The organism is Streptomyces cinereospinus (assembly GCF_042430725.1).
In the GTDB taxonomy this organism is placed as follows: Bacteria; Actinomycetota; Actinomycetes; order Streptomycetales; family Streptomycetaceae; genus Streptomyces; species Streptomyces cinereospinus.
Window position 1 is genome coordinate 40125 of the sequence record NZ_JBHMCY010000019.1, and the last position, 23553, is coordinate 63677.

17 protein-coding genes and 1 pseudogene are annotated in these 23553 nt (G+C 72.3%); 13 read left to right on the forward strand and 5 right to left on the reverse strand.

All coding sequences use genetic code 11. The features are described from left to right. Positions 1-130 precede the first annotated feature (130 nt). Positions 131-2089, reverse strand: coding sequence for an acetate--CoA ligase (gene acs, locus ACFF45_RS12650; protein ID WP_381345752.1), 1959 nt, complete (start codon positions 2087-2089; stop codon positions 131-133). Between the two features lie 388 nt (positions 2090-2477). Next, on the reverse strand, positions 2478-5642 hold the full coding sequence (locus ACFF45_RS12655) for a SulP family inorganic anion transporter (protein WP_381345754.1): 3165 nt from the start codon (positions 5640-5642) through the stop codon (positions 2478-2480). A 403-nt stretch (positions 5643-6045) separates the two neighbouring features. Between ACFF45_RS12655 and ACFF45_RS12660 the strand changes: the two genes are divergently transcribed. Further along, positions 6046-7308 carry a polysaccharide deacetylase family protein gene (locus ACFF45_RS12660; RefSeq protein ID WP_381345756.1) on the forward strand — a complete coding sequence of 421 codons (1263 nt, stop codon included), beginning with the start codon at positions 6046-6048 and terminating at the stop codon, positions 7306-7308. A 6-nt stretch (positions 7309-7314) separates the two neighbouring features. On the opposite strand, the gene ACFF45_RS12665 is transcribed toward ACFF45_RS12660, so the two are convergent. After that, the gene (locus ACFF45_RS12665) at positions 7315-8295 is read right to left on the reverse strand and encodes an ATP-binding protein (protein WP_381345758.1); all 981 of its coding nucleotides are present in this window, start codon (positions 8293-8295) and stop codon (positions 7315-7317) included. Between the two features lie 101 nt (positions 8296-8396). Here ACFF45_RS12665 and ACFF45_RS12670 point away from each other — a divergent pair, with 101 nt between their 5' ends. Then, the gene (locus ACFF45_RS12670) at positions 8397-9221 is read left to right on the forward strand and encodes a Fic family protein (RefSeq protein ID WP_381345760.1); all 825 of its coding nucleotides are present in this window, start codon (positions 8397-8399) and stop codon (positions 9219-9221) included. 387 nt (positions 9222-9608) lie between these two features. On the opposite strand, the gene ACFF45_RS12675 is transcribed toward ACFF45_RS12670, so the two are convergent. Beyond that, complete coding sequence (locus tag ACFF45_RS12675; RefSeq protein WP_381345762.1) at positions 9609-10442, reverse strand: HAD family hydrolase; 834 nt, start codon at positions 10440-10442, stop codon at positions 9609-9611. A 592-nt stretch (positions 10443-11034) separates the two neighbouring features. Here ACFF45_RS12675 and ssd point away from each other — a divergent pair. The 7 genes and pseudogenes from ssd to ACFF45_RS12710 all read left to right on the forward strand — a co-directional run bounded on the left by ssd (position 11035) and on the right by ACFF45_RS12710 (position 16347). Then, positions 11035-12138, forward strand: a complete 1104-nt coding sequence (gene ssd / locus ACFF45_RS12680) for a septum site-determining protein Ssd (protein WP_381345764.1) — start codon at positions 11035-11037, stop codon at positions 12136-12138. Continuing rightward, a complete protein-coding gene (locus ACFF45_RS12685; protein WP_381345766.1) occupies positions 12135-13358 on the forward strand; it encodes a TadA family conjugal transfer-associated ATPase in 1224 nt (407 codons plus the stop codon). Before ssd ends, ACFF45_RS12685 begins: the two co-directional genes overlap by 4 nt. Before the next feature lie 5 nt (positions 13359-13363). Beyond that, the gene (locus ACFF45_RS12690) at positions 13364-14224 is read left to right on the forward strand and encodes a type II secretion system F family protein (protein ID WP_381345768.1); all 861 of its coding nucleotides are present in this window, start codon (positions 13364-13366) and stop codon (positions 14222-14224) included. Next, positions 14221-15009, forward strand: a complete 789-nt coding sequence (locus ACFF45_RS12695) for a type II secretion system F family protein (protein WP_381345770.1) — start codon at positions 14221-14223, stop codon at positions 15007-15009. The genes ACFF45_RS12690 and ACFF45_RS12695 overlap by 4 nt, the downstream gene beginning before the upstream one ends. Positions 15010-15208: 199 nt before the next feature. Next, complete coding sequence (locus ACFF45_RS12700) at positions 15209-15418, forward strand: DUF4244 domain-containing protein (RefSeq protein ID WP_381345771.1); 210 nt, start codon at positions 15209-15211, stop codon at positions 15416-15418. Beyond that, positions 15405-15785: pseudogene (locus tag ACFF45_RS12705) on the forward strand (TadE family type IV pilus minor pilin); the annotation flags it as partial. The gene ACFF45_RS12700 and the pseudogene ACFF45_RS12705, both read left to right, overlap by 14 nt. A 187-nt stretch (positions 15786-15972) precedes the next feature. Further along, positions 15973-16347 (forward strand): Rv3654c family TadE-like protein, encoded by a 375-nt coding sequence (locus ACFF45_RS12710; RefSeq protein WP_381345773.1) that lies wholly within the window; start codon positions 15973-15975, stop codon positions 16345-16347. Between the two features lie 186 nt (positions 16348-16533). Here the strand turns inward: ACFF45_RS12710 and ACFF45_RS12715 are convergent, their stop codons facing one another. Then, on the reverse strand, positions 16534-19053 hold the full coding sequence (locus ACFF45_RS12715; protein WP_381345774.1) for a DNA 3'-5' helicase SftH: 2520 nt from the start codon (positions 19051-19053) through the stop codon (positions 16534-16536). Positions 19054-19132: 79 nt separating this feature from the next. Between ACFF45_RS12715 and bldG the strand changes: the two genes are divergently transcribed. The 4 genes from bldG (at position 19133) to ACFF45_RS12735 (ending at position 23529) form a co-directional block, all read left to right on the forward strand. After that, entirely contained in the window at positions 19133-19474 is a 342-nt protein-coding gene (bldG, locus tag ACFF45_RS12720) for an anti-sigma factor antagonist BldG (protein WP_024885807.1), read from the forward strand. Positions 19475-19580: 106 nt separating this feature from the next. Continuing rightward, positions 19581-20021, forward strand: a complete 441-nt coding sequence (locus ACFF45_RS12725; protein WP_381345776.1) for an ATP-binding protein — start codon at positions 19581-19583, stop codon at positions 20019-20021. Between the two features lie 317 nt (positions 20022-20338). Continuing rightward, a complete protein-coding gene (locus ACFF45_RS12730) occupies positions 20339-22747 on the forward strand; it encodes a sodium-translocating pyrophosphatase (protein WP_381345778.1) in 2409 nt (802 codons plus the stop codon). A 191-nt stretch (positions 22748-22938) separates the two neighbouring features. Beyond that, positions 22939-23529 carry a small secreted protein gene (locus tag ACFF45_RS12735; protein ID WP_381345780.1) on the forward strand — a complete coding sequence of 197 codons (591 nt, stop codon included), beginning with the start codon at positions 22939-22941 and terminating at the stop codon, positions 23527-23529. Positions 23530-23553 lie beyond the last annotated feature (24 nt).

Here is a 23553-nt window from a genome sequence, read left to right on the forward strand (position 1 = left end):
TACCTACAGTGCGGCGGGCCGGACAGGTGATCTTCACGTTGCGCGCGGGCGACAGCACGACGGCGCGGCGGCCGCGGGGGCACCCGGCGCGCCTGTCGCGTCCGCGCCGGGTGCCCCTGCCCGGCCGGGCTCAGTCCTCGCCGGGCGCCGCCGGCAGTTTCGCCTGGATCAGGTCCATGACCGTGGAGTCGGTCAGCGTGGTCACGTCACCGAGCTGGCGGTTCTCGGCGACGTCCCGCAGCAGCCGGCGCATGATCTTGCCGGAACGGGTCTTCGGCAGCTCCGCCACCGGCAGGATCCGCTTGGGCTTGGCGATCGGGCCGAGCGCGGCGCCCACGTGGTTGCGCAGCTCGGCGACCAGGTCCTCGGTCTCCGCCGCCGTACCCCGCAGGATCACGAAGGCGACGATGGCCTGCCCGGTCGTCTCGTCCGCCGCACCGACCACGGCCGCCTCGGCGACGGAGGGGTGGGAGACCAGGGCGGACTCGACCTCGGTGGTGGAGATGTTGTGGCCGGAGACGAGCATGACGTCGTCGACCCGGCCCAGCAGCCAGATGTCGCCGTCGTCGTCCTTCTTCGCGCCGTCGCCGGCGAAGTACTTGCCCTCGAACCGCGACCAGTACGTGTCGACGAACCGCTGGTCGTCGCCCCAGATCGTGCGCAGCATCGACGGCCACGGCTCGGTGAGGACCAGGTAACCGCCGCCGCCGTCGGGCACCTCGTTCGCGTCGTCGTCGACGACCGTCGCGGAGATGCCGGGCAGCGGCGTCTGCGCCGAGCCGGGCTTGGTCTCGGTGACCCCGGGCAGCGGCGAGATCATCATCGCGCCGGTCTCGGTCTGCCACCAGGTGTCCACGATCGGGGTGCGGTCCGCGCCGATGTGCTTGCGGTACCAGATCCAGGCCTCGGGGTTGATCGGCTCACCGACCGAGCCCAGGATCCGCAGGCTGGACAGGTCGAACTTCGCGGGGATGTCGTCGCCCCACTTCATGAACGTCCGAATGGCGGTGGGCGCCGTGTAGAGGATCGTGACCTTGTACTTCTGCACGATCTCCCAGAAGCGCCCCTGGTGCGGGGTGTCCGGCGTGCCCTCGTACATCACCTGGGTGGCGCCGTTCGCCAGCGGTCCGTACACGATGTACGAGTGCCCGGTCACCCAGCCGACGTCTGCCGTGCACCAGTACACGTCGGTCTCCGGCTTGAGGTCGAAGACCGCGTGGTGGGTGTACGACACCTGGGTGAGGTAACCGCCGGAGGTGTGCAGGATGCCCTTGGGCCTGCCCGTCGTGCCGGACGTGTACAGGATGAACAGCGGATGCTCCGCCTCGAACGCCTCCGGCGTGTGCTCGGCCGACTGCCGCTCGACGAGGTCGTGCCACCACACGTCCCGGCCCTCGGTCCAGGCGACCTCCTGGCCGGTCCGGCGGACGACCAGGACGTGCTCGACGTCGCCCGCCTTCTCGACCGCCTCGTCCACGGCCGGCTTCAGCGCGGACGGCTTGCCGCGCCGGTAGCCGCCGTCGGAGGTGATGACGACCTTGGCGGCCGCGTCCTGGATCCGGGTCGCGAGCGCGTCCGCCGAGAAGCCGCCGAAGACCACGGAGTGCGCGGCGCCGACGCGGGCGCAGGCCAGCATCGCCACGGCGGTCTCGGGGATCATCGGCATGTAGATCGCGACCCGGTCGCCCTGCTGCACGCCCAGCTCCAGCAGGGCGTTGGCGGCCCGGGAGACCTCGTCCTTGAGCTCGGCGTAGGTGAGGGCGCGGCTGTCACCGGGCTCACCCTCGAAGTGGATCGCCACCCGGTCGCCGTGCCCGGCCTCGACATGGCGGTCCACGCAGTTGTACGCGACGTTGAGCCGGCCGTCCTCGAACCACTTGGCGAACGGCGGGTTCGACCAGTCCAGCGTCTCCGTCGGCTCCTTGGCCCAGGTCAGCCGGCGGGCCTGCTCGGCCCAGAAGCCGAGCCGGTCAGCCTTGGCCTGTTCGTACGCCTCCACCGTGACGTTGGCGTTGGCGGCCAGGTCGGCGGGGGGCGCGAACCTGCGCTCTTCTTTGAGCAGGTTGGAGAGGGAGGAATGCTCGCTCACTTTCCCATCTCCTTGCTCAGCAGGTTGGCCAGGCTCTCGTTGCTCACGACATCTCCCTCTCGAAGGGTGTCCGTTGTGTCCCAGGCCACAGCTCATCAGACCTGGTGGCCCGATGACAAGGGTCGACGGAATATTGGTTTAGACCTGTTGGGGCATCATCGGGCCCGGTCAGGCCCCGGTCAGGCCCCGGTCGGGCCCCGGTCAGGCCCCGGTCGGGCCCCGGTCGGGCCTCAGGGACGCGCCGGGGGTGGGCGGGCTCCGGAAAGGCTCCGACGCCCGGTCAATCCTTCCCACGGACGGCGCCCGGAGCCGGTTCAGCTTTGTTGCGCCCCTCACATCCCGGGCCCTGCCCGGGTGCCGCGGTGCGGGCGGCACCCGGGGGCAGCGCTCACGCGGACAGGTCCGCCGCCCGGACGATGTCGAACACCTGCTCGTCGCCGGACTCGGTGAGCAGGTACGACTGTGCCTCCCCGACGTGGAAGTACATCCCGTGCAGCTCCAACGCGCCCTCGTTCAGCGCCCGGGACACCGACTCGTGAGCGCGCAGGTGCTCCAGTTGCTGTACGACGTTGGTCAGGCACAGCTGCTCGGCCACGTCGGCGGGCGGCCGCCCGGCCAGCCGGGGCCAGGGCCGGACGTCGTCGGTCATGCGCTGCAGGCTGGGCTGCCCGTGCCGCAGCCACCGCTTGAGCGGGGTACGGGCGTTGCCGGGTTCGGAGGTGAGCAGCGCCTGCATGGCTCCGCACCCGGAGTGGCCGCACACCGTGATGGACCGCACCTTCAGCACGTCCACCGCGTACTCGATCGCCGCCGCCACCGAGTCGTCACCGCTCTCTTGGCCGGGCCGTGGCACCAGATTGCCGACGTTGCGCACCACGAACAGGTCGCCCGGACCACTGGAGGTGATCATCGAGGTGACCAGGCGGGAGTCGGCGCAGGTGAGGAACAGCTGAACGGGACGCTGCCCCTCCCGCGCCAACCGCGCGAGCTCCCCTCGGACCAAGGGGGCCGTGTTGCGCTGGAAGGCGTTGATGCCTCGGGCTAGTTGGCGGCTGCCGAGGGGCTCGATGGGGATGGCGGTGGCGGTGGCGGTGCCCTGGAGGGCGGTGGCTGCGGTGGTGTCGGGAGGGCTGGTGAGGGTGGGGGAGTTGGGTGGGCTGGTGAGGCCGACGGGGTTCATGGGGTTGCTGTGAGGGTTGAGAGCACCGAGAGCGGGGTCGGCGCCTGGGCTGGGGGTGGCCTGCCATGCGCCAGGGCTGCCGGAGTTACCGGGGCCGCGTGGGTCGCGAGGGCTGCCGGAGCCGCCGGAGCCACCAGGGTCACTGGCGCCATCAGCGCCACCGGAGCCGCCGAGACCACCTGCGCCACCGGAGCCACTGGGACCTCCGGAGCCGCCGGACATTCGGGAGTCGACGGAGGTGATGAGGCCGTTGTGCCCCGATCCGGGCAGATACTGCGCCCCTGCCGCGCCCTCAGAGCCTCGTGGGCACTGCGAGCCTGCCCGGTCCGGGCCCGGCCTTCCTCCCTGCGACCCGGGAAGGCCCGCCGGCCCGGCCGATTCCGCCGACCCCGCGGAACCCGGCGAATCCGCCGACCCCGTCGAACACGACGTGTCCCACACGCCCGCCGCACCTTCCGAACGCGGTGTATCCGAACGCGGTGTATCCGAACGCGGCGTGTCCGAACGTGCCGTGTCCGAACGCGGCACCCCCGGCGCGTCCGCGATGCCGCTCGAGCGCGGCAAGGCTTCCAAGCCCTCCAGGCCGATGGAGCCCTTCGTGCCCGCCCCGCCACTCGCGTCCGGCGCAACCAGCGGACCCTCCGAACCCTCCGAGCCGTGCGAGCCCCGTGACCTCACCGAGCCCTGCGAGGCATCCGAACCCTGCGAACCCGGGTTCTCCCCACCCGAGCCCCCCGGGCCTCCCGGGAACTCCACACCGCCGAGGCCATAGCCGCCCCCGTGACGCCCCCCACCCTGCGGTGACGCCAGCAGCGGCTGCTGCACCTCGCACTGGTGGTTGCGCCACGGCGTCCACGGGCTGCAGCGGCAGTCGGCGGAGGTGTCCGGCTCGTCGGTCACGGACTCCTTCTGCCGGTCGGGGAGGCTCACGGGCTCAGCGATGCGGACGCCGGCGCGGCGGCCGGTCAGCTCGACCGTGCCTCCTCCCGCGGTGTGCGTGTTCTGCCAGTCCTGCAGCGTCTCGTACGCCGCGTGATCCATGAACGAGCCGTCCAGCTCGACGACGACGTCACAACCGTGCGGTAGGTGATGCAGGATCCGGCTGAGCCGTGGCACCGCGAGGAACGTCAACTGCCCTCGTACTTGGACGTGATGGACTCCTTCCGCCACTTCGTGGGTAATGCGGGTGCGGGTGAGGCGGTGCAGGGCGACGCCGACGGCCACGGCGATGCCCAGCGCGACGCCCTGGAGGACGCCGAGGAGCACCACGCCGAGGGTGGTGACCACGTACACCAGCACCTCACGGTGGCGGGTCACCGTGCGGATGTGGTTCAGGGACACCATCTGGATGCCGACGGCCATCACCAGGGCGGCGAGCGAGGCGAGCGGGATGAGCTCCAGGATCGGAACCATCAGCAGCGTGGCGATCACTACGAGAACGCCGTGCAGCATCGTGGAGTTCCGGCTCACGGCACCCGCTTGCACATTCGCGGAGCTGCGCACGGCCACGCCCGCCACCGGCAGCCCGCCGAGCCCGCCGGAGACGATGTTGGCGGCGCCCTGCCCGAGCAGCTCGCGGTCGAGGTCGGAGCGGGGGACGCGGGCGGCGAGGCCGGGCCGGCCGGCGGCCAGTCTGTCGACGGCGACGGCCCCGAGCAGCGACTGCACGCTGCACACCAGAGTGGTGCTGAGCACGGCGGCGACGAGGCCGAGCACCGGGCCCTCCGGCAGACCGGCCAGGGCGTGACTGCTCCAGTTGGGCAGTTCGACCTTGGGCAGGGTGAGGCCGGCCAGTGATGCCGTCGCGGTGGCTCCGGCGACCGCGACGAGCGCGGCCGGTGCCTTGCGCAACAGGCTGCCCGCCCGCCCCGGCAGCCGGGGCCAGGCCAGCAGCAGGGCGAGGGTGAGCGCGCTCGTCGTGACGGCGGCCGGATGGAGGTCGGCGAGCTGGGCGGGCAGTGCGCGCAGGTTGTCCAGGACGACGCTCTGCGGGGTGCCCCCGAGCACGATGTGCAGCTGGGCGACGGCGATGGTCACGCCGATGCCGGCCAGCATGCCGTGCACGATCGCGGGGCTGACCGCGAGCGCCGAGCGGGCCACGCGCAGGCAGCCCAGACCGAGCTGGGCCAGCCCGGCGAGGACGGTGATGGCGCAGGTCGTACGCCATCCGTAGCGGTGGATGAGGTCGGCGGTGACCACCGTCAGGCCGGCCGCCGGGCCGCTGACCTGCAGCGGGGAGCCGCCGAGCCGCCCGGCGACCAGGCCGCCCACCGCTGCGGCGACCAGCCCGGCCTGCAGCGGCGCGCCGGTGGCCAGGGCGATGCCCAGGGACAGCGGCAGGGCGATCAGGAAGACGGACACGGAGGCCGACACGTCGGCGCCGTGGACCCGGAACCGACGGTACCCGGGCGGTGGGTTGTGGGGTGGACCGACCCGCTTCGGCTGGTGCGGGTCGGCGGGACGAGTGGGGACGCAGGCTGACATTTTTCCCGTCTCCTCCGGGGCAGCGCGGTCGCGGAACAGGTGGTCCCCGCCCGGGGCGGGGTCGGGTCGCGGCCGTGGGTCACGGCGTGCAGTGGCGGGATCAGCAACTTTCAGTAAACGAATCGTAATGCAGAGTAAAGGGAGAGCATGAATTTTCCGGGCAAATGGGTTAATCAATCACTCGGAGGGATGAAGGGCGTATTTCATCGGCTTGTCGTACTAATTCCTTCTCCGGGCCGTGCGACTTTGGCGGCGCTGCCGACTGGTCGACTGGAGAAGGAAGGTGGGCGCGATGGCCGCCACTCGGAGGATCACCGCCGGTGCCATGGGCGCCGCGGTCTGCGCCGTGTCCCTCGCGGGCTGTGGGACCGGCTCCGACGGTTCGGGCGGAGGGATTTCCGGCCCGAAGGGCGCGCCGGCGCCCAAGAGCGCGGTCCGGCTGATCGGGGACGGCTCCACCGCGTTCACCGGAGCGCAGCCCCATCTGCCGCGCCCGGAACGGCTGAGACCCGGTCAGAAGCCGCCGCAGTTCGTGGTGTTCTCCTGGGACGGCGCCGGTGAGGACAGCCAGCGGCTGTTCTCCCACTTCCGCCGGGTGGCCAAGGCCAACAACGCCACCATGACGTACTTCCTCAGCGGCGTGTACCTGCTGCCCGAGGAGAAACGCGACCTGTACCGTCCGCCGCAGCACTCACCGGGCCGCTCCGACATCGGCTTCAACGACCGGCGCGGCATCGCCGACACCGTGCAGCAGCTGCGACTGGCCTGGTTGGAGGGCAACGAGATCGGCACCCACTTCAACGGCCACTTCTGCGGCACCGGCGGCGGGGTCGGCGAATGGTCGGTGGAGGAGTGGAAGGACGAGATCGCCCAGGCCAAGCAGTTCGTGAAGTCGTGGAAGACCAACAGCGGCATGGTGAAGGCCGCCCCTCTGCCCTTCGACTACGACCGCGAACTCATCGGCGCCCGCACCCCTTGCCTGGAGGGCCAGGCCAACTTCCGCAAGGCCGCCCGGACGCTGGGCTTCCGCTATGACACCAGCGGCGTCAGCAACCAGGTCTGGCCCGGCAAGAAGGACGGGCTGTGGGACGTGTCCATGCAGCTGGTGCCCTTCCCCGGGCACGACTACGAGCAGCTGACCATGGACTACAACTTCATGGTCAACCAGTCGGGCACCACCACCCAGGGCGACCCCGACAAGTACGAGTTCTGGGGCGACCAGATGCGTGACGGGCTGCTCCAGGGCTTCCAGCGGGCGTACGCCGGCAACCGCGCGCCCCTGATCATCGGCAACCACTTCGAGTCCTGGAACGGCGGCACCTACATGCGCGCCGTCGAGGAGGTCATCGAGCAGGTGTGCACCAAGCCCGAGGTGCGCTGTGTGTCCTTCCGCCAGCTCGTCGACTGGCTGGACGCCCAGGACCCGAAGGTCCTCGCCAGACTGCGCACGCTGAAGGTGGGCCAGGCACCCAGGCAGGGCTGGCAGTCCTTCCTGTCGGCCCGTCCGGCACCGGCCCCCAAGGGTGCGCCCGGGGTGCCGGCGGACCGACCGTAGGTGTCGTCAGGCGGGTGCGACGACGCCCTCGCCCAGCACGAAGTCGGGGTCGACCTGGGCCGCCAGGTCGGCTCCATGCCGTTCGTTGGCCCAGGACTGGGCGTTCTTCAGGTGGAAGTGCACCATCTGGCGGGTGTAGCGCTCCCCGTCGCGCCGCTCGTACGTCGCGTCGGCGGTCGTCCGCAAGGTCTCCAGGGCGCGGCGGTTGACGTCCTCCAGCCGGTCGAACCGGGGCGGGCGGCCCTTCTCCATGGCGCGTACCCAGTCGGAGTGCCCGACCGTGACGAGCAGGTCGTCGCCGACCTCGGCGCGGAGGAAGTCGAGGTCGTCCTGGCCCTGCACCTTGTTGCCGACGACCTTCAGTTCGACGCCGAAGTCGCGGGCGTACTCCTTGTACTGGCGATAGACGGAGACCCCCTTCCGGGTCGGCTCGGCGACGAGGAACGTCATGTCGAAACGGGTGAACATGCCCGAGGCGAACGAGTCCGAGCCCGCCGTCATGTCCACCACGACGTACTCGTCGGGCCCGTCCACCAGGTGGTTCAGGCAGAGTTCCACCGCTCCGGTCTTGGAGTGGTAGCAGGCGACCCCGAGGTCCGCGTCCGTGAAGGGGCCGGTGACCATCAAACGGACGGCCCCGCCGTCGAGTTCCACCGGCCGGGCGCAGGCGTCGTAGACCGGGTTGTCCTCACACACCCGCAGCAGTCGCGAGCCCTCCCCGGGCGGTGTCGTCTTGATCATCGTCTCGGCGGAGCCGATCCGCGGATTGGTGCCGCGCAGGTAGTCCTTGATCAGTGGCAGCCGGTCACCCATCGCGGGCAGCTCGGCGGCCTCCGCCTCGTCGAGTCCGAGGGCGGCCCCGAGATGCTGGTTGATGTCGGCGTCGATCGCGACGACCGGTGCGCCGCAGGCCGCCAGGTGGCGGACGAACAGGGAGGACAGGGTCGTCTTGCCGCTGCCGCCCTTGCCAACGAAAGCAATTTTCATGTTCATCAAGCGTAGTCGGGCGCCGAGGGCGGGTGCGGGCGATGCGTGAGGAAGACCACTCCTTCGTGGGGTTTCCGCGGCGGGTGCGTACTGTCGTACCCATGAGTACGACAGGTGCGACCGCCGATCCGCTCGCCGCCCTGGGTTCGCTGCCCGGTGTCGGCGAGTCCGTGGAGTCCGTGCGCAAGGCCGTGGACCGGGTCTACGGCCACCGCATCATGCGCCGGCGCAGTACCGAGATCACGTCCGAGGCGGCGTTGCGCGGAGCCCGCAGCTCCGCCGCGCTGTCCGGCGCGGACTGGGCCCTGGAGGAGGTGCGCCGGCGTACCGACTTCAGCGGCGAGGACGACGCGCGGGTGATGGGCGCGGCGCTCCGGCTGACCGCGGAGGCCGGGCAGCTGCTCTCGGTCTGGCGGCAGTCGCCGCTGCGGGTGCTGGCCCGGCTGCACCTGGTGGCGGCCGCGGACCAGGCCGACCACGTGGGGCGGCCCCGGCAGCAGGGCGAGCCGGTGGACGAGCCGCTGGTCGAGCAGCCGCTGCCGAGCGCCGCCGAGGTCTCCGGACGCCTGGACGGGCTGGCCGAGCTGATCATCGCGGGAAGTTCGGCGCCCGCGCTGGTCACCGCCGCCGTCGTGCACGGTGAGCTGCTCGCGCTGCGCCCCTTCGTCTCGCACAACGGCCTGGTGGCGCGCACGGCCGAGCGGATCGTCCTGATCGGCAGCGGCCTCGACCCCAAGTCGGTGTGCCCGGCCGAGGCCGGACACGCCGAGCAGGGCCGCGCGGCCTACCTGGCGGCGTTCGAGGGATACCTCTCCGGCACCCCGGAGGGCATGGCGGCGTGGATCGCGCACTGCGGCTGGGCGGTCGAGCTGGGCGCGCGCGAGTCGACGGCGGTGTGCGAGGCGCTCCAGCGCGGGGCGGCGTAGACCGGTCGGCCGTCACGGGGCAGGCGCCGAACAGGGTTGCGGCGGTACGAGTTCTCGTACCGCCGCTGGCATGACCACCGGGTTACCAGGCGTCCTCGATATGTCGCCCATCAGGTCGGGATCTTTGCCCGTCACCTGGTGCGGCTGGCCCGTAATCGACGGGTCGACGTCGCGTGGGTGCCCGGTGTTCATGCTCCGGTCCGTGGGGCCAATGCGGTTAAAAGGTGATCCTTTCGGATGTCCTAGGTCTCGCGGGCCGTTGTCTCCTTTGTACTCCAGGTGAGGGACAAGCGGAAGTGTCCGCTCTGCTTCTTTGCGGGCGGGGCCACGGGCTGGTCGCGCGGCTGCCGTGATTCCGCGACTTCAGCGATGCGGTGAATCACCAGGTCAGGCGGTCGCCGTGCGGCGGCGGCTGGTGTACCAGACAAGGCCGGCGGTGGCCGCCGCGGCACCTATGGCGGCCGCCGCGACCAGGGCCGGGCGCGGCGGTACGGAGAACGCGGGCAGTCGCTGCTTGAGCCTGACCGGCCGGTGGAAATCGAGAATCGGCCACCCGCGCGCGAGAGCCTCGCGGCGCAGGGCGCGGTCCGGGTTCACCGCGTGCGGATGTCCGACCGACTCCAGCATCGGAACGTCCGTCGCCGAGTCGCTGTAGGCGTAGCAGCGTGAGAGGTCGTAGCCCTCGGACTCGGCCAGCTCCCGGATCGCCTCCGCCTTGGTGGGACCGTAGGCGTAGTACTCCACCTCGCCCGTGTAGCAGCCGTCGTCACCCACGACCATGCGGGTGGCGACCACGCGGTCGGCGCCGAGCAGCTCGCCGATCGGCTCGACGACCTCGGCTCCCGACGTGGAGACGATCACCACGTCGCGTCCGGCGGTGTGGTGCTGCTCGATGAGGGACGCGGCCTCGTCGTAGATGATCGGGTCGATGATGTCGTGCAGTGTCTCGGCGACGATCTCCTTGACCTGCTGGACGTTCCAGCCGCGGCAGAGGGCCGACAGATAAGCGCGCATGCGTTCGATCTGCTCGTGGTCGGCACCGCCCGCGAGGAAGACGAACTGGGCGTACGCGGTGCGCAGGACGGCGCGGCGGTTGATCAGGCCGCCCTGATAGAAGGACTTGCTGAAGGTGAGCGTGCTCGACTTCGCAATGACCGTCTTGTCCAGGTCAAAGAAGGCCGCTGTGCGGGGCAAGGAGTGGTTTTCCACGTCCCAGAGCATAGGGGCAGCCCATTCGGCGTAAGGTGGGGCGCGTGGGTTTGCCTGAGAGGGCTCTCGGGTACACCATGGAAGTCACGGATCGTTCGCGACCGTGCTAACCCGGTCCGACTCCTCCCCCCCCGAGTCGGCCGTGGGGACGACCCCCGCTCTCCCCCCCGGCGGGGGTCGTCGCATGTCCGGGTGGGTTTTTCCTCTCCCTGCGTGGCCGGAGTGCCACATCGAGGCGGCTGCGGCCGCCTCTTTTGCATGTTCATGATTCATCACGGACCGTAGTCATCGGACTGCTCTGCGGAAGTCGCACCGGAGATGGTGCGGTCCTCACCGGTATGGGTGACCGCGATATTCACAACCGTCGAGTTGTCCACAGTTATCGACCAAGATCCACACGTTTTCCGGGTTCGCTGCACCGTGATTCCTGCGCGGCCCGCTCGCTGCCAGTTCCTGGCTGGTTCCGTTTTGCCGGGCGCGCGTGGCCGGATTGCACCGGCCGTTCATATGGAGGCCGGTTGCCGGCACTTCACATGTCCGCGCATCGCGGGGCCACCGGGGCCGCGCGAGCGAGGCGGACCGACAGCGAAGGGGGAAGCACACCGTGGCCGGAACCGTCACACACGATCCGCCGTCCGCCGCCGGAGGGCGGCGCGGCGGACCGCTGATCGTCACCGAGGACACCGAACTGCTCGACGACCTGCTGCGCCTGTGCGCGGCAGCCGGGGCCACGCCGGAGGTCCACCACAGCGTGCCGGACCGCGGCGAAGGCTGGGAGGCGGCGCCGCTGGTCCTGATCGGGGACGACGCCGCACGACGCGTCCGCGCGGCCGCGCGCCGCAGAGGGGTGGTGCTGGTCGGCCGCGACCAGGACGACCCGGGCGTATGGAAACGCGCCGTCCAGATCGGCGCCGACCACGTCCTGATGCTGCCCGACGGCGAGCAGTGGCTGGTCGACCGGATCGCCGACGTCGCCGAGGGCGTCGGCCGGCCCGCCCTCACCGTCGGCGTGATCGGCGGCCGCGGCGGGGCCGGGGCGTCCACGCTGGCCTGCGCGCTCGCCGTCACCTCCGCGCGCGAGGGCCTGCGCACCCTGCTGGTGGACGCCGATCCGCTGGGCGGCGGACTCGACGTGCTCCTCGGTGGTGAGACCGCCGAGGGCCTGCGCTGGCCCGCCTTCGCCGCCTCCCGCGGCCGGGTCGGCAGCGGCGCCCTGGAGGAGTCCCTTCCCCAGCTGCACTCCCTGCGGGTGCTCAGCTGGGACCGCGGCGACTGCGTCGCCATCCCCCCGCAGGCCGTGCGGGCGGTGCTGGCCGCGGCGCGGCGCCGGGGCGGCACCGTCGTGGTCGATCTGCCGCGCCGGATCGACGACGGCACCGCCGAAGCCCTGGCCCAGCTCGACATCGGGCTCCTCGTGGTCCCCGGCGAACTGCGCGCGGTCGCGGCAGCCGGACGGGTGGCGTCCGCGGCCGGCATGGTCCTGCGTGATCTGCGGGTGGCGGTGCGCGGGCCGTACGCGCCCGGCCTCGACGACCGCGAGGTGGCCCGGCTGCTCGGCCTGCCGCTGGCCGGCGAGGTGCCCGTCGAGGCCGGACTCCTGCGCCCGGCCGAGGGCAGGACACCGCCCGGCGCCGGCGGACGCGGACCACTGGCCCGGTTCTGCAAGGAGTTCTGGGAGCGGGCGCTGGTCGAGGCGGGTGCGGCATGAGCACCTTCGCGGGGCCCCTGCTGGAGGGGGTACGGCAGTGGCTCGCCGAGAGCGGCGCCGAGCCCACACCCGCGCGTGTGGCGCAGGCGCTGCGGCAGCAGGGCCGGGTGCTGGGCGACGCCGAGGTCCTGCGTACCGCGGAGCAGTTGCGGTCCGAGCTGGTCGGCAGCGGGCCGTTGGATCCGCTGCTCGCCGATCCGTCGGTGACCGACGTACTGGTGTCGGCGCCGGACCGGGTGTGGGTGGACCGCGGCGGCGGCCTGGAGCTGACGTCCGTGGCCTTCCCGGACGCGGCGGCCGTACGACGCCTCGCGCAGCGCCTGGCCGCAGTGGCCGGACGGCGCCTGGACGACGCCCGGCCGTGGGTCGACGCCCGGCTGCCGGACGGGACGCGCCTGCACGCGGTGCTGCCGCCGGTCGCCGTGGGCAGTACGTGCCTGTCGCTGCGCGTGGTGCGCCCGCGCGCCTTCACGCTGGCCGAACTGGTGGCGGCGGGAACGGTACCGCCGGGCGGCGACCGGGTGCTGCGGGCGCTGCTCCGGGCGCGGTTGTCCTTCCTGATCAGCGGAGGCACGGGCACCGGAAAGACGACCCTGCTGAGTGCGCTGCTCGGACTGGTGGGGCCGGACGAGCGGATCGTGCTCGCGGAGGACTCGGCGGAGCTGCGGCCCGACCATCCGCACGTCGTGCGTCTGGAGACCCGGCCCGCCAACCAGGAGGGCGCCGGGCTGGTGACGCTGCAGGACCTGGTCCGGCAGGCGTTGCGGATGCGGCCGGACCGGCTGGTGGTCGGGGAGGTGCGCGGAGCCGAAGTCGTGCACCTGCTGGCCGCGTTGAACACCGGCCACGAGGGCGGCTGCGGGACCGTCCACGCCAACGCCGCCGCGGACGTGCCCGCCCGCCTGGAGGCCCTCGGCACGGCGGCCGGGCTCGACCGGGCCGCGCTGCACAGCCAGTTGGCGGCCGCCCTGTCGGTCGTCCTGCATCTGGTGCGGGACCGCGACGGGCGGCGGCGGATCGCGGAGGTGCAGGTGCTGGAGCGGGATGCCTCGGGGCTGGTGCGCACGGTGCCGGCCCTGCGGTGGGGCACGGACGCGTTCGTGCGGGAGCGGGGGTGGGGGCGGCTGCGGGGGCTGCTCCGCGGTGGCGGCGGGTTCGGGCCGGGCCCCGCCGAGGACGAGCGGTCCCGCCCGCGTGGCGGCAGCGAGGGGGAGTGGTGAGCGGCATGGGCGAGACGGTGATGAGCGCGGCCCTGGTGTGCGCCGGGGCGGCCGCGTGGCTGATGGGCGAGTGGCACTCCGGGGCACGGCGGGCGCACCTGCTGCTGGCCGGGGGCGGAACGGTGGACAGCGGCCCTCCGGTATGGCGGCGGTGGCCCGGGGCGGTGCGGCGGATCCGTGGGCGGCTGCGCGCCGAGTGGTGGGCGCCCGTCGCCGGGCTGCTGCTCGGGGTGCTCGGGGCGTCGGTGCTGCCGGTCGTCGCCGGGGCGGCCGGGGTGCCGGTGCTGCGGCGGGTACGGCTGGCCCGGACGGCGCGGCGGGACCGCGAGCGGCGGGGCGACGCGGTGATCGCGCTGTGCTCCGCGCTCGCCGGTGAGGTGCGCGCCGGGCGGCAGCCGGGCGAGGCCCTGCTGCGGGCCGCGCGCGACTGCGCAGGGCTCGGTGAGGCGCAGGCGGCGGTGCTGGCGGCGGGCCGCTTCGGCGGGGACGTGCCCCAGGCGCTCACGGTCGCCGCGGGGCAGCCGGGCGCCGACGGGCTGCTGGGGCTCGCGGCGTGCTGGCGGGTCGCGGTCGACCAGGGCGCGGGCCTGGCCGCCGGGCTGGACCGGCTGGAGGCCGCCCTGCGGGCCGAACGGGACCAGCGCGCCGAGTTCCGGGCCCAGTTGTCCGGCTCCCGCGCCACGGCCGTGATGCTCGCCGCGCTGCCTGCCCTCGGCGTCCTCCTCGGCACCGCGCTCGGCGCCGACCCGCTGCACACGCTGCTGCACACCGGCGTGGGGCTGGGCTGCCTGCTGGTCGGCGGCGTGCTGGAGGGCGTGGGGCTGTGGTGGGCGCTGCGGATCGTGCGGGGAGCGGAGGCGACGTGAGCGCGGACGTTGTCCACAGGCTGGGGATGGCCCTGGGGGTCGCGCCGGCCCTGGTCTGGGCCGTGCGCCGGGTGGTGGGCGTACGGCGGGAGCGCCGGGTGCGTAGGCGGCTGGCCGAGCTGCTGGGCCGCGCAGCCGCCGCCCCGGAGCCGCGTTTCCGGTTCGCGGGCGTCCTGCGGCGCTGGTGGCCACCGGTGGCCGTGGTGGGCGCCGGGTGGGTGCTGGTCGGCGGTGCGGTCGGTGCCGTCGTGGGGCTGGCAGCCGCGGTCGGGGTGTGGCGGTGGCGCCTGCGGCAGACGGCGGCTGCGGCCGAGAGCGAGGCCCTCGACCGGCGTGCGGCTGCCGGGCAGCTGCCGCTCGCCGCGGACCTCGTGGCCGCCTGCATCGCGGCCGGTGCCGGCCCGGTGATCGCCGCGCAGGCTGTGGGCGAGGCACTCGGTGGCCCGGTCGGGGAGGCGCTGGCACGCGGGGCTGCGGAGGTGCGGCTCGGTGGTGAACCGGGTGAAGCCTGGCGCAGGCTGGCCGCCGCACCGGGCGCCGACGCCCTGGCCCGGCTGCTGGAACGGGCCGGCGTGTCAGGGCTTCCGGCGGCCGCCCCGGTGGCGCGGATCGCCGCGGACGCTCGCGCCGACTGGGCCCGCGACGCGACGGCACGGGCCCGGCGAGCGGCCGTGCTGGTCACCGCGCCGGTGGGGCTGTGCTTCCTGCCCGCCTTCATCGCGGTCGGTGTGCTGCCCGTGGTGATCGGGCTGGCGGGCGGGGTGTGGGGAGGGGGTGGTGGGTGACGGGTGGGTGGTGACGCGGGCGGGCTGAACGGCGCGCGGTGACGTGGGCGGGCTGAACGGCGCCCAGTGGGGCGCGAGCTGAACGGCGCCCGTAACACACCCGGACAGCAGCCTGACAGCTCGACAGCGGAGGCAGCGCAGACAGCAGAGACAGCACAGACAGCTTCGATCAAGGGCACGGAACCTCACGGAGGTTGAGATGGGCAAGGCGGTACGGGCACGCGCGCGTGCTCTGGTGTGGCGGATGCGCGGCAGGCGGAAGGAGGCCGGGATGGTCACCTCCGAGTACGCGGTGGGGATCGTCGCGGCGGCGGCCTTCGCGGTGCTGCTCTACAAGGTGGTGACGAGCGGGCAGGTCAGCGCGGAGCTGCAGAACATCGTCAAGGAGGCCCTCAATGCGCGGATGTGAGCGGCGGGGGTGGAAACGAGGGCGGGACGGGGACGAGGGATTCGTGACCGCGGAGGCGGCGTTGGTGCTGCCGGTCCTCGTGATGTTCGCGATGGGCCTGATCTGGGGACTGCTCGTGGTCGCCGCGCAGATCCAGTGCGTGGACGCGGCCCGGACGGGCGCCCGCGCGGCGGCCCGGCAGGATCCGCCCGACGCGGTCGTCTCGGTGGTCCGCGAGGCGGCACCGCGCGGGGCGGAGGTCACGGTCAGCCGGGAGGGTGACCGGGTGCGGGTCGTGGTGGTGGCCGCCGCACCGGGGCTGGGCCGGCTGTCGTACGAACTGCGGGAGGAGGCCGTCGCGGTCACCGAGGACTCGGTGGCCCGGGGACCGCTGAGCGACAGGGCGGTGAGAGAGCGGACCGCCGGTGAGCATGCGGCGGAGATGGTGGAGATCGCCGGTCTGGCGGAACCGGCGGAACCCGCGGAACCGGCGGAACCCGCGGAACCGGCGGAACCCGCGGAACCGGCGGAGGGTGCGGATCCGGCGGCGACGGTGGCGGCGGTGGAGGTGGCGGATGGAAGTCGGTGACGATGACAGGGACCGGGGGTCCGCCACAGTCTGGAGCGTCGGTGTGATCGCCGTCCTGTGTGTCGTGTTCGGCGTCGTGCTCGCCCTGGGGCAGGCCGCCGTGTCCCGGCATCGCGCGGCCGGCGGCGCGGACCTCGCGGCGCTCGCGGCGGCGGATCACTGGGCCGAGGGCGCCGAGGGGGCCTGCGACCGGGCGGCACGGGCGGCACAGGCCCAGGCCACCCGGCTGGTGCGATGCGCCGTCGTCGGCCAGATCGCCGACGTGACCGCGGCAGCGGGAACGGATCCCTTCACGGTGGAGGTGAGGGCACGGGCGGGACCCGCGCAGACGGGGCCGGCGGGGGACCTGCCTGGACCGTGAGGGGAGCGCGTCGGCGAAAGCCACGCGGGTCGCCCGAGCACGGCCGCCCCTCGGACGCCCCTTCCGGACGCACCTCCACCCCTCGGGCTCCCCCATCGGCCCCGGCCCTTCGCCAGGCGTCTCCTCCCGGATCCGGCGCTTCCGTCTCCTCAGGCGTCCTCTCCCGGATCCAGCCCTTCCGTCTCCTCAGGCGTCTCCTCCCGGATCCAGCCCCTCCGTCCCCTCAGACCCCCCTCCCGACGCCTGCTCGGGCATCCCCTCCCCGCACCCCCGCAACAGCACCGTGAGAAGCCGCACAGCCCCCCGCTTGTGCAGTGGATCGTTGCCGTTGCCGCACTTGGGGGACTGGATGCAGGACGGGCAACCGCTGTCGCACTCGCAGGACGCGATGGCCTCGCGGGTGGCGGTGAGCCACGCCCGGGCGGTGTGGAAGGCGCGTTCCGCGAAGCCCGCCCCACCGGGGTGGCCGTCGTAGACGAAGACGGTCGGGAGCAGGGTGTCGGGGTGCAGCGGGATCGACACGCCGCCGATGTCCCAGCGGTCGCAGGTCGCGAAGAGGGGCAGCATGCCGATCGAGGCGTGCTCGGCGGCGTGCAGGGCGCCGCCGAGGATCGCCGGGCCGATGCGGGCCTCGTCCAGTTGGTCCTCGGTGACCGTCCACCACACCGCGCGGGTGCGCAGCGTCCGGGGAGGGAGGTCGAGTTTGGTCTCGCCCAGCACCTCGCCGGTGAGGAGGCGGCGGCGCAGGAAGGAGACGACCTGGTTGGTGACCTCGACGGAGCCGTAGCAGAGGCGGCCCTGGCCCCAGGCGACCTCGACGTCCGTCTCCAGGACGGAGATCGTCGTGGTGTCGCGGGCGACCGTGGAGTACGGCGGGTTGGCCTCCTCCACCAGGGCGACCGAGTCGTCCAGGTCGAGGGAGCGCACGAGGTAGGTGCGGCCCTGGTGGAGGTGGACCGCGCCCTCGTGGACCGTCGTGTGCGCGGCCGCCGCGTCGACCGTGCCCAGCAGGCGGCCGGTGCCGGCCTCGACGATCTGGACCGGCCGGCCCCCCGCGCCGCGGATGTCGGCCAGGTCGGCGGCGCGCTCGCGGCGCGTCCAGTGCCAGGCCCTGGTCCGGCGGCGCAGCAGCCTGGCGGCCTCCAGCTGCGGCAGCAGCTCCGCGCAGGCGGGGCCGAACAGCTCCAGATCGTCCTCGGCCAGGGGCAGCTCCTCGGCCGCCGCGCACAGGTGGGGCGCGAGGACGTACGGGTTGTCGGGGTCGAGGACGGTCGATTCCACCGGTCGGTCGAACAGGGCCTCCGGATGGTGGACGAGGAAGGTGTCCAGGGGGTCGTCGCGGGCGACCAGGACGGCCAGCGCGCCCTGGCCGGAGCGGCCGGCCCGGCCCGCCTGCTGCCACAGGGACGCGCGCGTGCCCGGGTAGCCGCAGATGACGACCGCGTCCAGGCCGGAGACGTCGACGCCCAGCTCCAGGGCGGTGGTGGCGGCCAGGCCGAGGAGGTCGCCGGAGTGCAGTGCGCGTTCCAGGGCGCGGCGCTCCTCGGGGAGGTAGCCGCCCCGGTAGGCCGCGACGCGCCGGGGCAGCGAGCGGTCGATCTCCGCGAGCCGCTCCTGGGCGATCACGGAGATCAGTTCGGCGCCGCGCCGGGACCGTACGAAGGCGACCGTGCGCACGCCCTGGACGGTGAGGTCGGTGAGCAGGTCGGCGGTCTCGGCGGTGGCGGTACGCCGGACGGGTGCGCCCTTCTCCCCCTGCAGTTCGGTCAGCGGGGGCTCCCAGAGGGCGAAGACCAGCTCCCCGCGCGGGGAGGCGTCGTCGGCGACCTCGACGACCGGGAGGCCGGTGAGGCGGCGGGCGGCGACGGCCGGCTCGGCGGCGGTGGCGGAGGCCAGCAGGAAGACCGGGGAGGAGCCGTAACGGGCGCACAGGCGACGCAGGCGGCGCAGTACCTGGGCGACGTGCGAGCCGAAGACGCCGCGGTAGGTGTGGCACTCGTCGACGACGACGTACTTCAGCGCCTTCAGGAAGGAGGACCAGCGGGGGTGGGACGGCAATATGCCCCGGTGCAGCATGTCGGGGTTGGTCAGCACGTACGTGGCGTACTGGCGGATCCACTCGCGTTCCTCGAACGGAGTGTCGCCGTCGTACACGGCCGGGCGTACGGCGTGGCCCAGCGGATGTGAAAGTTCCTTCACGGCACGGCACTGGTCCGCCGCTAGGGCCTTGGTGGGGGCGAGGTAGAGGGCGGTGGCGCCGCGGCCGTTCGGGGCCTCGGCGCCGTCCAGGAGGGTGGAGAGGACCGGCACGAGGTAGGCCAGGGACTTGCCGGACGCCGTGCCGGTGGCGACGACCACCGACTCGCCGTCCAGCGCGTGTCCGGCGACCCGTGCCTGGTGGGCCCAGGGGTGTTCGATGCCCGCGGTCCGCACCGCGGCGACGACCTCGGACCGGATCCGGTCCGGCCAGACGGCATGCCGACCCGCGCGCGGGGGCAAGTGCTCCGTATGAGTGATGCGCGAAGCCCTGTTCGGTCCCGAGGCGAGGCGGTCCAGGACCGCGCCCGGCGCGGGGCGGGATGCGGTGTCCGTCGGGGATCGATCGGATCGGTGATTCTTGGCCATCGGCACCGAGTGTGTCACTGGCGTGACGGACAATGGGTCCAAGGCGTCGTGCACGCCTGCCGGTAAGTGATTGAATGCCATCGCGGCTGGCGAACCGTCCCGGGGGATCTGCCGAGATGTCCCAAGGACGACCGCTCGATAGCAAGGTGCTGGAGGATCCGTGGACCTGTCCCTGTCGACCGAGACCATCGGCGATCGCACGATCGTCAGGGTCGGTGGCGAAATCGACGTATATACCGCGCCCAAGCTGCGCGAGCAGTTGGTCGAGCTGGTGAACGACGGCAGTTTCCACCTCGTCGTCGACATGGAGGGCGTGGACTTCCTCGACTCCACCGGGCTCGGCGTGCTGGTCGGTGGCCTGAAGCGGGTGCGCGCCCATGAGGGCTCCCTGCGCCTGGTCTGCAACCAGGAGCGCATTCTCAAGATCTTCCGTATCACCGGCCTCACCAAGGTGTTCCCCATCCACACCTCGGTCGAGGAAGCGGTGGCGGCCACCGACTGATCACCGTCCCGGGCCGCGGGCCCGGGACGGCAGACCTCGAAGAGGGGCCCGGACCTCGGCCGTCCGGCCGGCCCCCCGCGCACACCCGTAGCTCAGAGGGGGATGCATGGCCACCGTCGAACTCCGCTTCAGCGCGCTGCCGGAGCACGTCAGGACCGCCCGACTGGTGGCGGCCGCGGTGGCGCGCAGGGCCGGGGTGGACGAGGCCGTCCTCGACGAGGTGCGGCTCGCCGTCGGCGAGGCCTGCTCCCGGGCCGTGGGGCTGCACCAGATCGGCGGGATCACGGCGCCGGTGAAGGTGGCGCTGATCGAGGAGGAGAAGCAGTTCTCCATCGAGGTCGGCGACGAGGCGCGGCATGCCCCGACCGGGGTCCGGACGGCCGCCGCGGCCGCCGAGGATCCCGACGCGGAGGCCGAGGAGGACGAGATGGGTCTGGCGGTCATCAGTGGCCTGGTCGACGATGTCGAGGTCACCGCCGGGGAGCACGGCGGGCTGATCCGCATGACCTGGCCGACCACGCCGCCGCCGGCCGTGGTGCTCCCCTGACCACCGTCACTCCACTGGCGTAATCGCTGCGAGGGCCCTGCTGAGCAGGGCCCTCGTCGCTTTTCCCGGGAACCGACCGGAATTCGTGAAGTAATTCACGATCCGTGATGGATCAATTGGCTGGTCGGCGCCCCTGCATTTCGATCAAGCGGCTACACGTCCGGGGTATTACCACTTTCGGGTTCGGTGGCTTCCTGCGATCATTTGCGGTGAAGCATGGGACGACTAATTCGGTTTGCCGCGCCCTGTTTTGATCAGGTTCGGCTCCCTACAATCCGTCCACATCGTGAGCTCAGCCCAAGCGTCAAGGAGGACGAATGGCGGGGCTTTCTACCCCTCATCGGCTGGACCGTCTGGACCACGCGACCTTCGCAGCCGCGGTGCTGACCGACGACAACCGGGTCATGGTGATGGTCATCGCGGCCGTCGCCCTGGCCGCGCTCGTGGTGGCCGGCGTGCTGCTGCGCCAGGTGCTCGCGGCGGGCGAGGGCACCGACAGCATGAAGAAGATCGCCGCTGCCGTCCAAGAGGGCGCCAACGCCTATCTGGCCCGGCAGTTGCGCACGCTCGGCGTATTCGCCGTCGTCGTGTTCTTCCTGCTCCTGCTCCTGCCCGCGGACGACTGGAATCAGCGCGCCGGGCGATCGGTGTTCTTCTTGATCGGCGCGGCGTTCTCGGCGGCCACCGGCTATATCGGCATGTGGCTCGCGGTCCGCAGCAATGTGCGGGTGGCCGCGGCCGCCCGGGAAGCGACTCCGGCGGCGGGGGAACCGGAAAAGGATCTCACTCTCGTCTCGCACAGGGCCATGAAGATCGCTTTCCGTACGGGCGGCGTGGTCGGCATGTTCACGGTGGGGCTCGGCCTGCTGGGCGCCTCCTGCGTGGTGCTGGTCTACACGGCCGACGCGCCGAAGGTGCTGGAGGGCTTCGGCCTCGGGGCGGCCCTCATCGCGATGTTCATGAGGGTGGGCGGCGGCATCTTCACCAAGGCGGCCGACGTCGGCGCCGACCTGGTCGGCAAGGTCGAGCGGGGCATCCCGGAGGACGATCCGCGCAACGCGGCGACCATCGCCGACAACGTGGGCGACAACGTCGGCGACTGCGCGGGCATGGCGGCCGACCTGTTCGAGTCGTACGCCGTGACCCTGGTCGCCGCGCTGATCCTGGGCACGGCCGCCTTCGGCGACTTCGGGCTGGCGTTCCCGCTGCTGGTCCCCGCCATCGGCGTGCTCACCGCGGTGATCGGCGTCTTCGCCGTGGCCCCGCGGCGCGCCGACCGCAGTGGGATGAGCGCGATCAACCGCGGGTTCTTCATCTCCGCGGTGATCTCGCTGGTGCTGGTGGCGATCGCCGCCTTCACCTACCTGCCGTCGTCGTACGCCGGGCTTGACGGCGTCACCGACGCCGCGATCCGGGCCAAGGACGGCGACCCGCGGGTCCTCGCGCTCGTCGCGGTGGCCATCGGCATCCTGCTCGCCGCCGTGATCCAGCAGCTCACCGGCTACTTCACCGAGACCAGCCGGCGCCCGGTGCGGGACATCGGCAAGACCTCGCTCACCGGCCCGGCCACCGTCGTCCTCGCCGGTATCTCCGTCGGCCTCGAATCGGCCGTCTACACCGCTTTGTTGATCGGCCTCGGCGTCTACGGGGCCTTCCTGCTCGGCGGTACGTCGATCATGCTGGCGCTGTTCGCGGTGGCGCTGGCCGGCACCGGCCTGCTCACCACCGTCGGTGTGATCGTCGCGATGGACACCTTCGGGCCGGTCTCCGACAACGCGCAGGGCATCGCCGAGATGTCCGGTGACGTCGAGGGCGCGGGCGCGCAGGTGCTCACCAACCTGGACGCCGTCGGCAACACCACCAAGGCCATCACCAAGGGCATCGCCATCGCCACGGCCGTGCTGGCGGCGGCGGCGCTCTTCGGGGCGTACCGCGACGCGATCACCACCGGCGCACGGGACGTCGGCGAGAAACTCAGCGGTGAGGGCTCGCCGATGACGCTGACGATGGACATCTCGCAGCCCAACAACCTGGTCGGCCTGATCGCGGGCGCGGCGGTCGTCTTCCTCTTCTCCGGACTCGCGATCAACGCGGTCTCGCGGTCGGCGGGGTCGGTGGTGTTCGAGGTGCGGCGGCAGTTCCGCGAGCGGCCCGGGATCATGGACTACACCGAGAAACCCGAGTACGGGAAAGTCGTCGACATCTGCACCAGGGACGCGCTGCGGGAACTGGCCACACCGGGGCTGCTCGCCGTCATGGCGCCGATCTTCATCGGGTTCACGCTCGGTGTCGGCGCGCTCGGCGCCTATCTGGCGGGCGCGATCGGGGCGGGCACGCTGATGGCGGTGTTCCTCGCCAACTCCGGCGGCGCCTGGGACAACGCCAAGAAACTCGTCGAGGACGGCCACCACGGCGGCAAGGGCAGCGAGGCGCACTCCGCGACGGTGATCGGCGACACGGTCGGCGACCCCTTCAAGGACACCGCCGGTCCGGCGATCAACCCGCTGCTGAAGGTGATGAACCTGGTGGCGCTGCTCATCGCGCCCACCGTGATCAAGTTCAGCTACGGTGCCGACGCCAGCGTCGGCGTGCGGATCCTGATCGCCGCCCTCGCGCTGGTCGTGATCGTCGCGGCGGTCTACGTCTCCAAGCGGCGCGGGATCTCCATGGGTGACGACAACGCCGAGCCGAGTTCCACGCCGGCTGATGAGGCGGTGGTCTCGTAGCTCGTCGCACCCGGCTCGGCCCAAGGGGCGGGCGGGCGGCGCGTCTTGGCGCGTCGCCCGCCCGCTCCGCGCGTTCACGCTCGCGCCGTGAGCCTTCTCTCCTCGGGCGCAAATACTGCAAGGGGGTGAATATCGGACGTTAGTACTGCGTTTGTCGTCCGCTTGGCGTGTATGTTCCGGGGCCGAGAGCCATGGAAGGGACCAATCCGGTGAACAAGAAGCTCGCGGCCGCACTGTCCGGCGGTGCGGTACTGGTACTGGCGCTGTCGGGATGCACCAGCGACGACGGCAACGAGAAGCTGGACGCCTGGGCCAAGCAGGTCTGCGACGCCGTGCAGCCGCAGGCCAAGAAGATCGCGGCGGCCAACTCCGCGATCCAGAAGGAGACCTCGGACAGCAGCACGCCCGTGGAGGTCCAGAAGACCGACGCGCAGGCCTTCCAGGACATGTCCGACGCCTACCGGGCGATCGGGGCCGCCGTGAGCAAGGCCGGCGCGCCCGACGTCGAGAACGGCGAGAAGAAGCAGCAGGACGCGGTCAAGGAACTCAACACCATCGCCTCCTCGTACGCCTCCCTGAAGAAGCAGGTCGACGGCCTGGACACCAAGGACCAGGCGAAGTTCGCGGACGGCCTCAAGGACGTCGCCACCGAGCTGGACAAGCTCAGCCAGAGCGGCAGCGACGCGCTGACCACCCTGGAGGAGGGCGAGGTCGGCCAGGCGATGGCCAGGCAGGAGAGCTGCAGGAGCGCCTCGTCCACGCCGGCGGCGATCCAGGGCTGACGTTCGCGGCGACCGGGCCGCGCG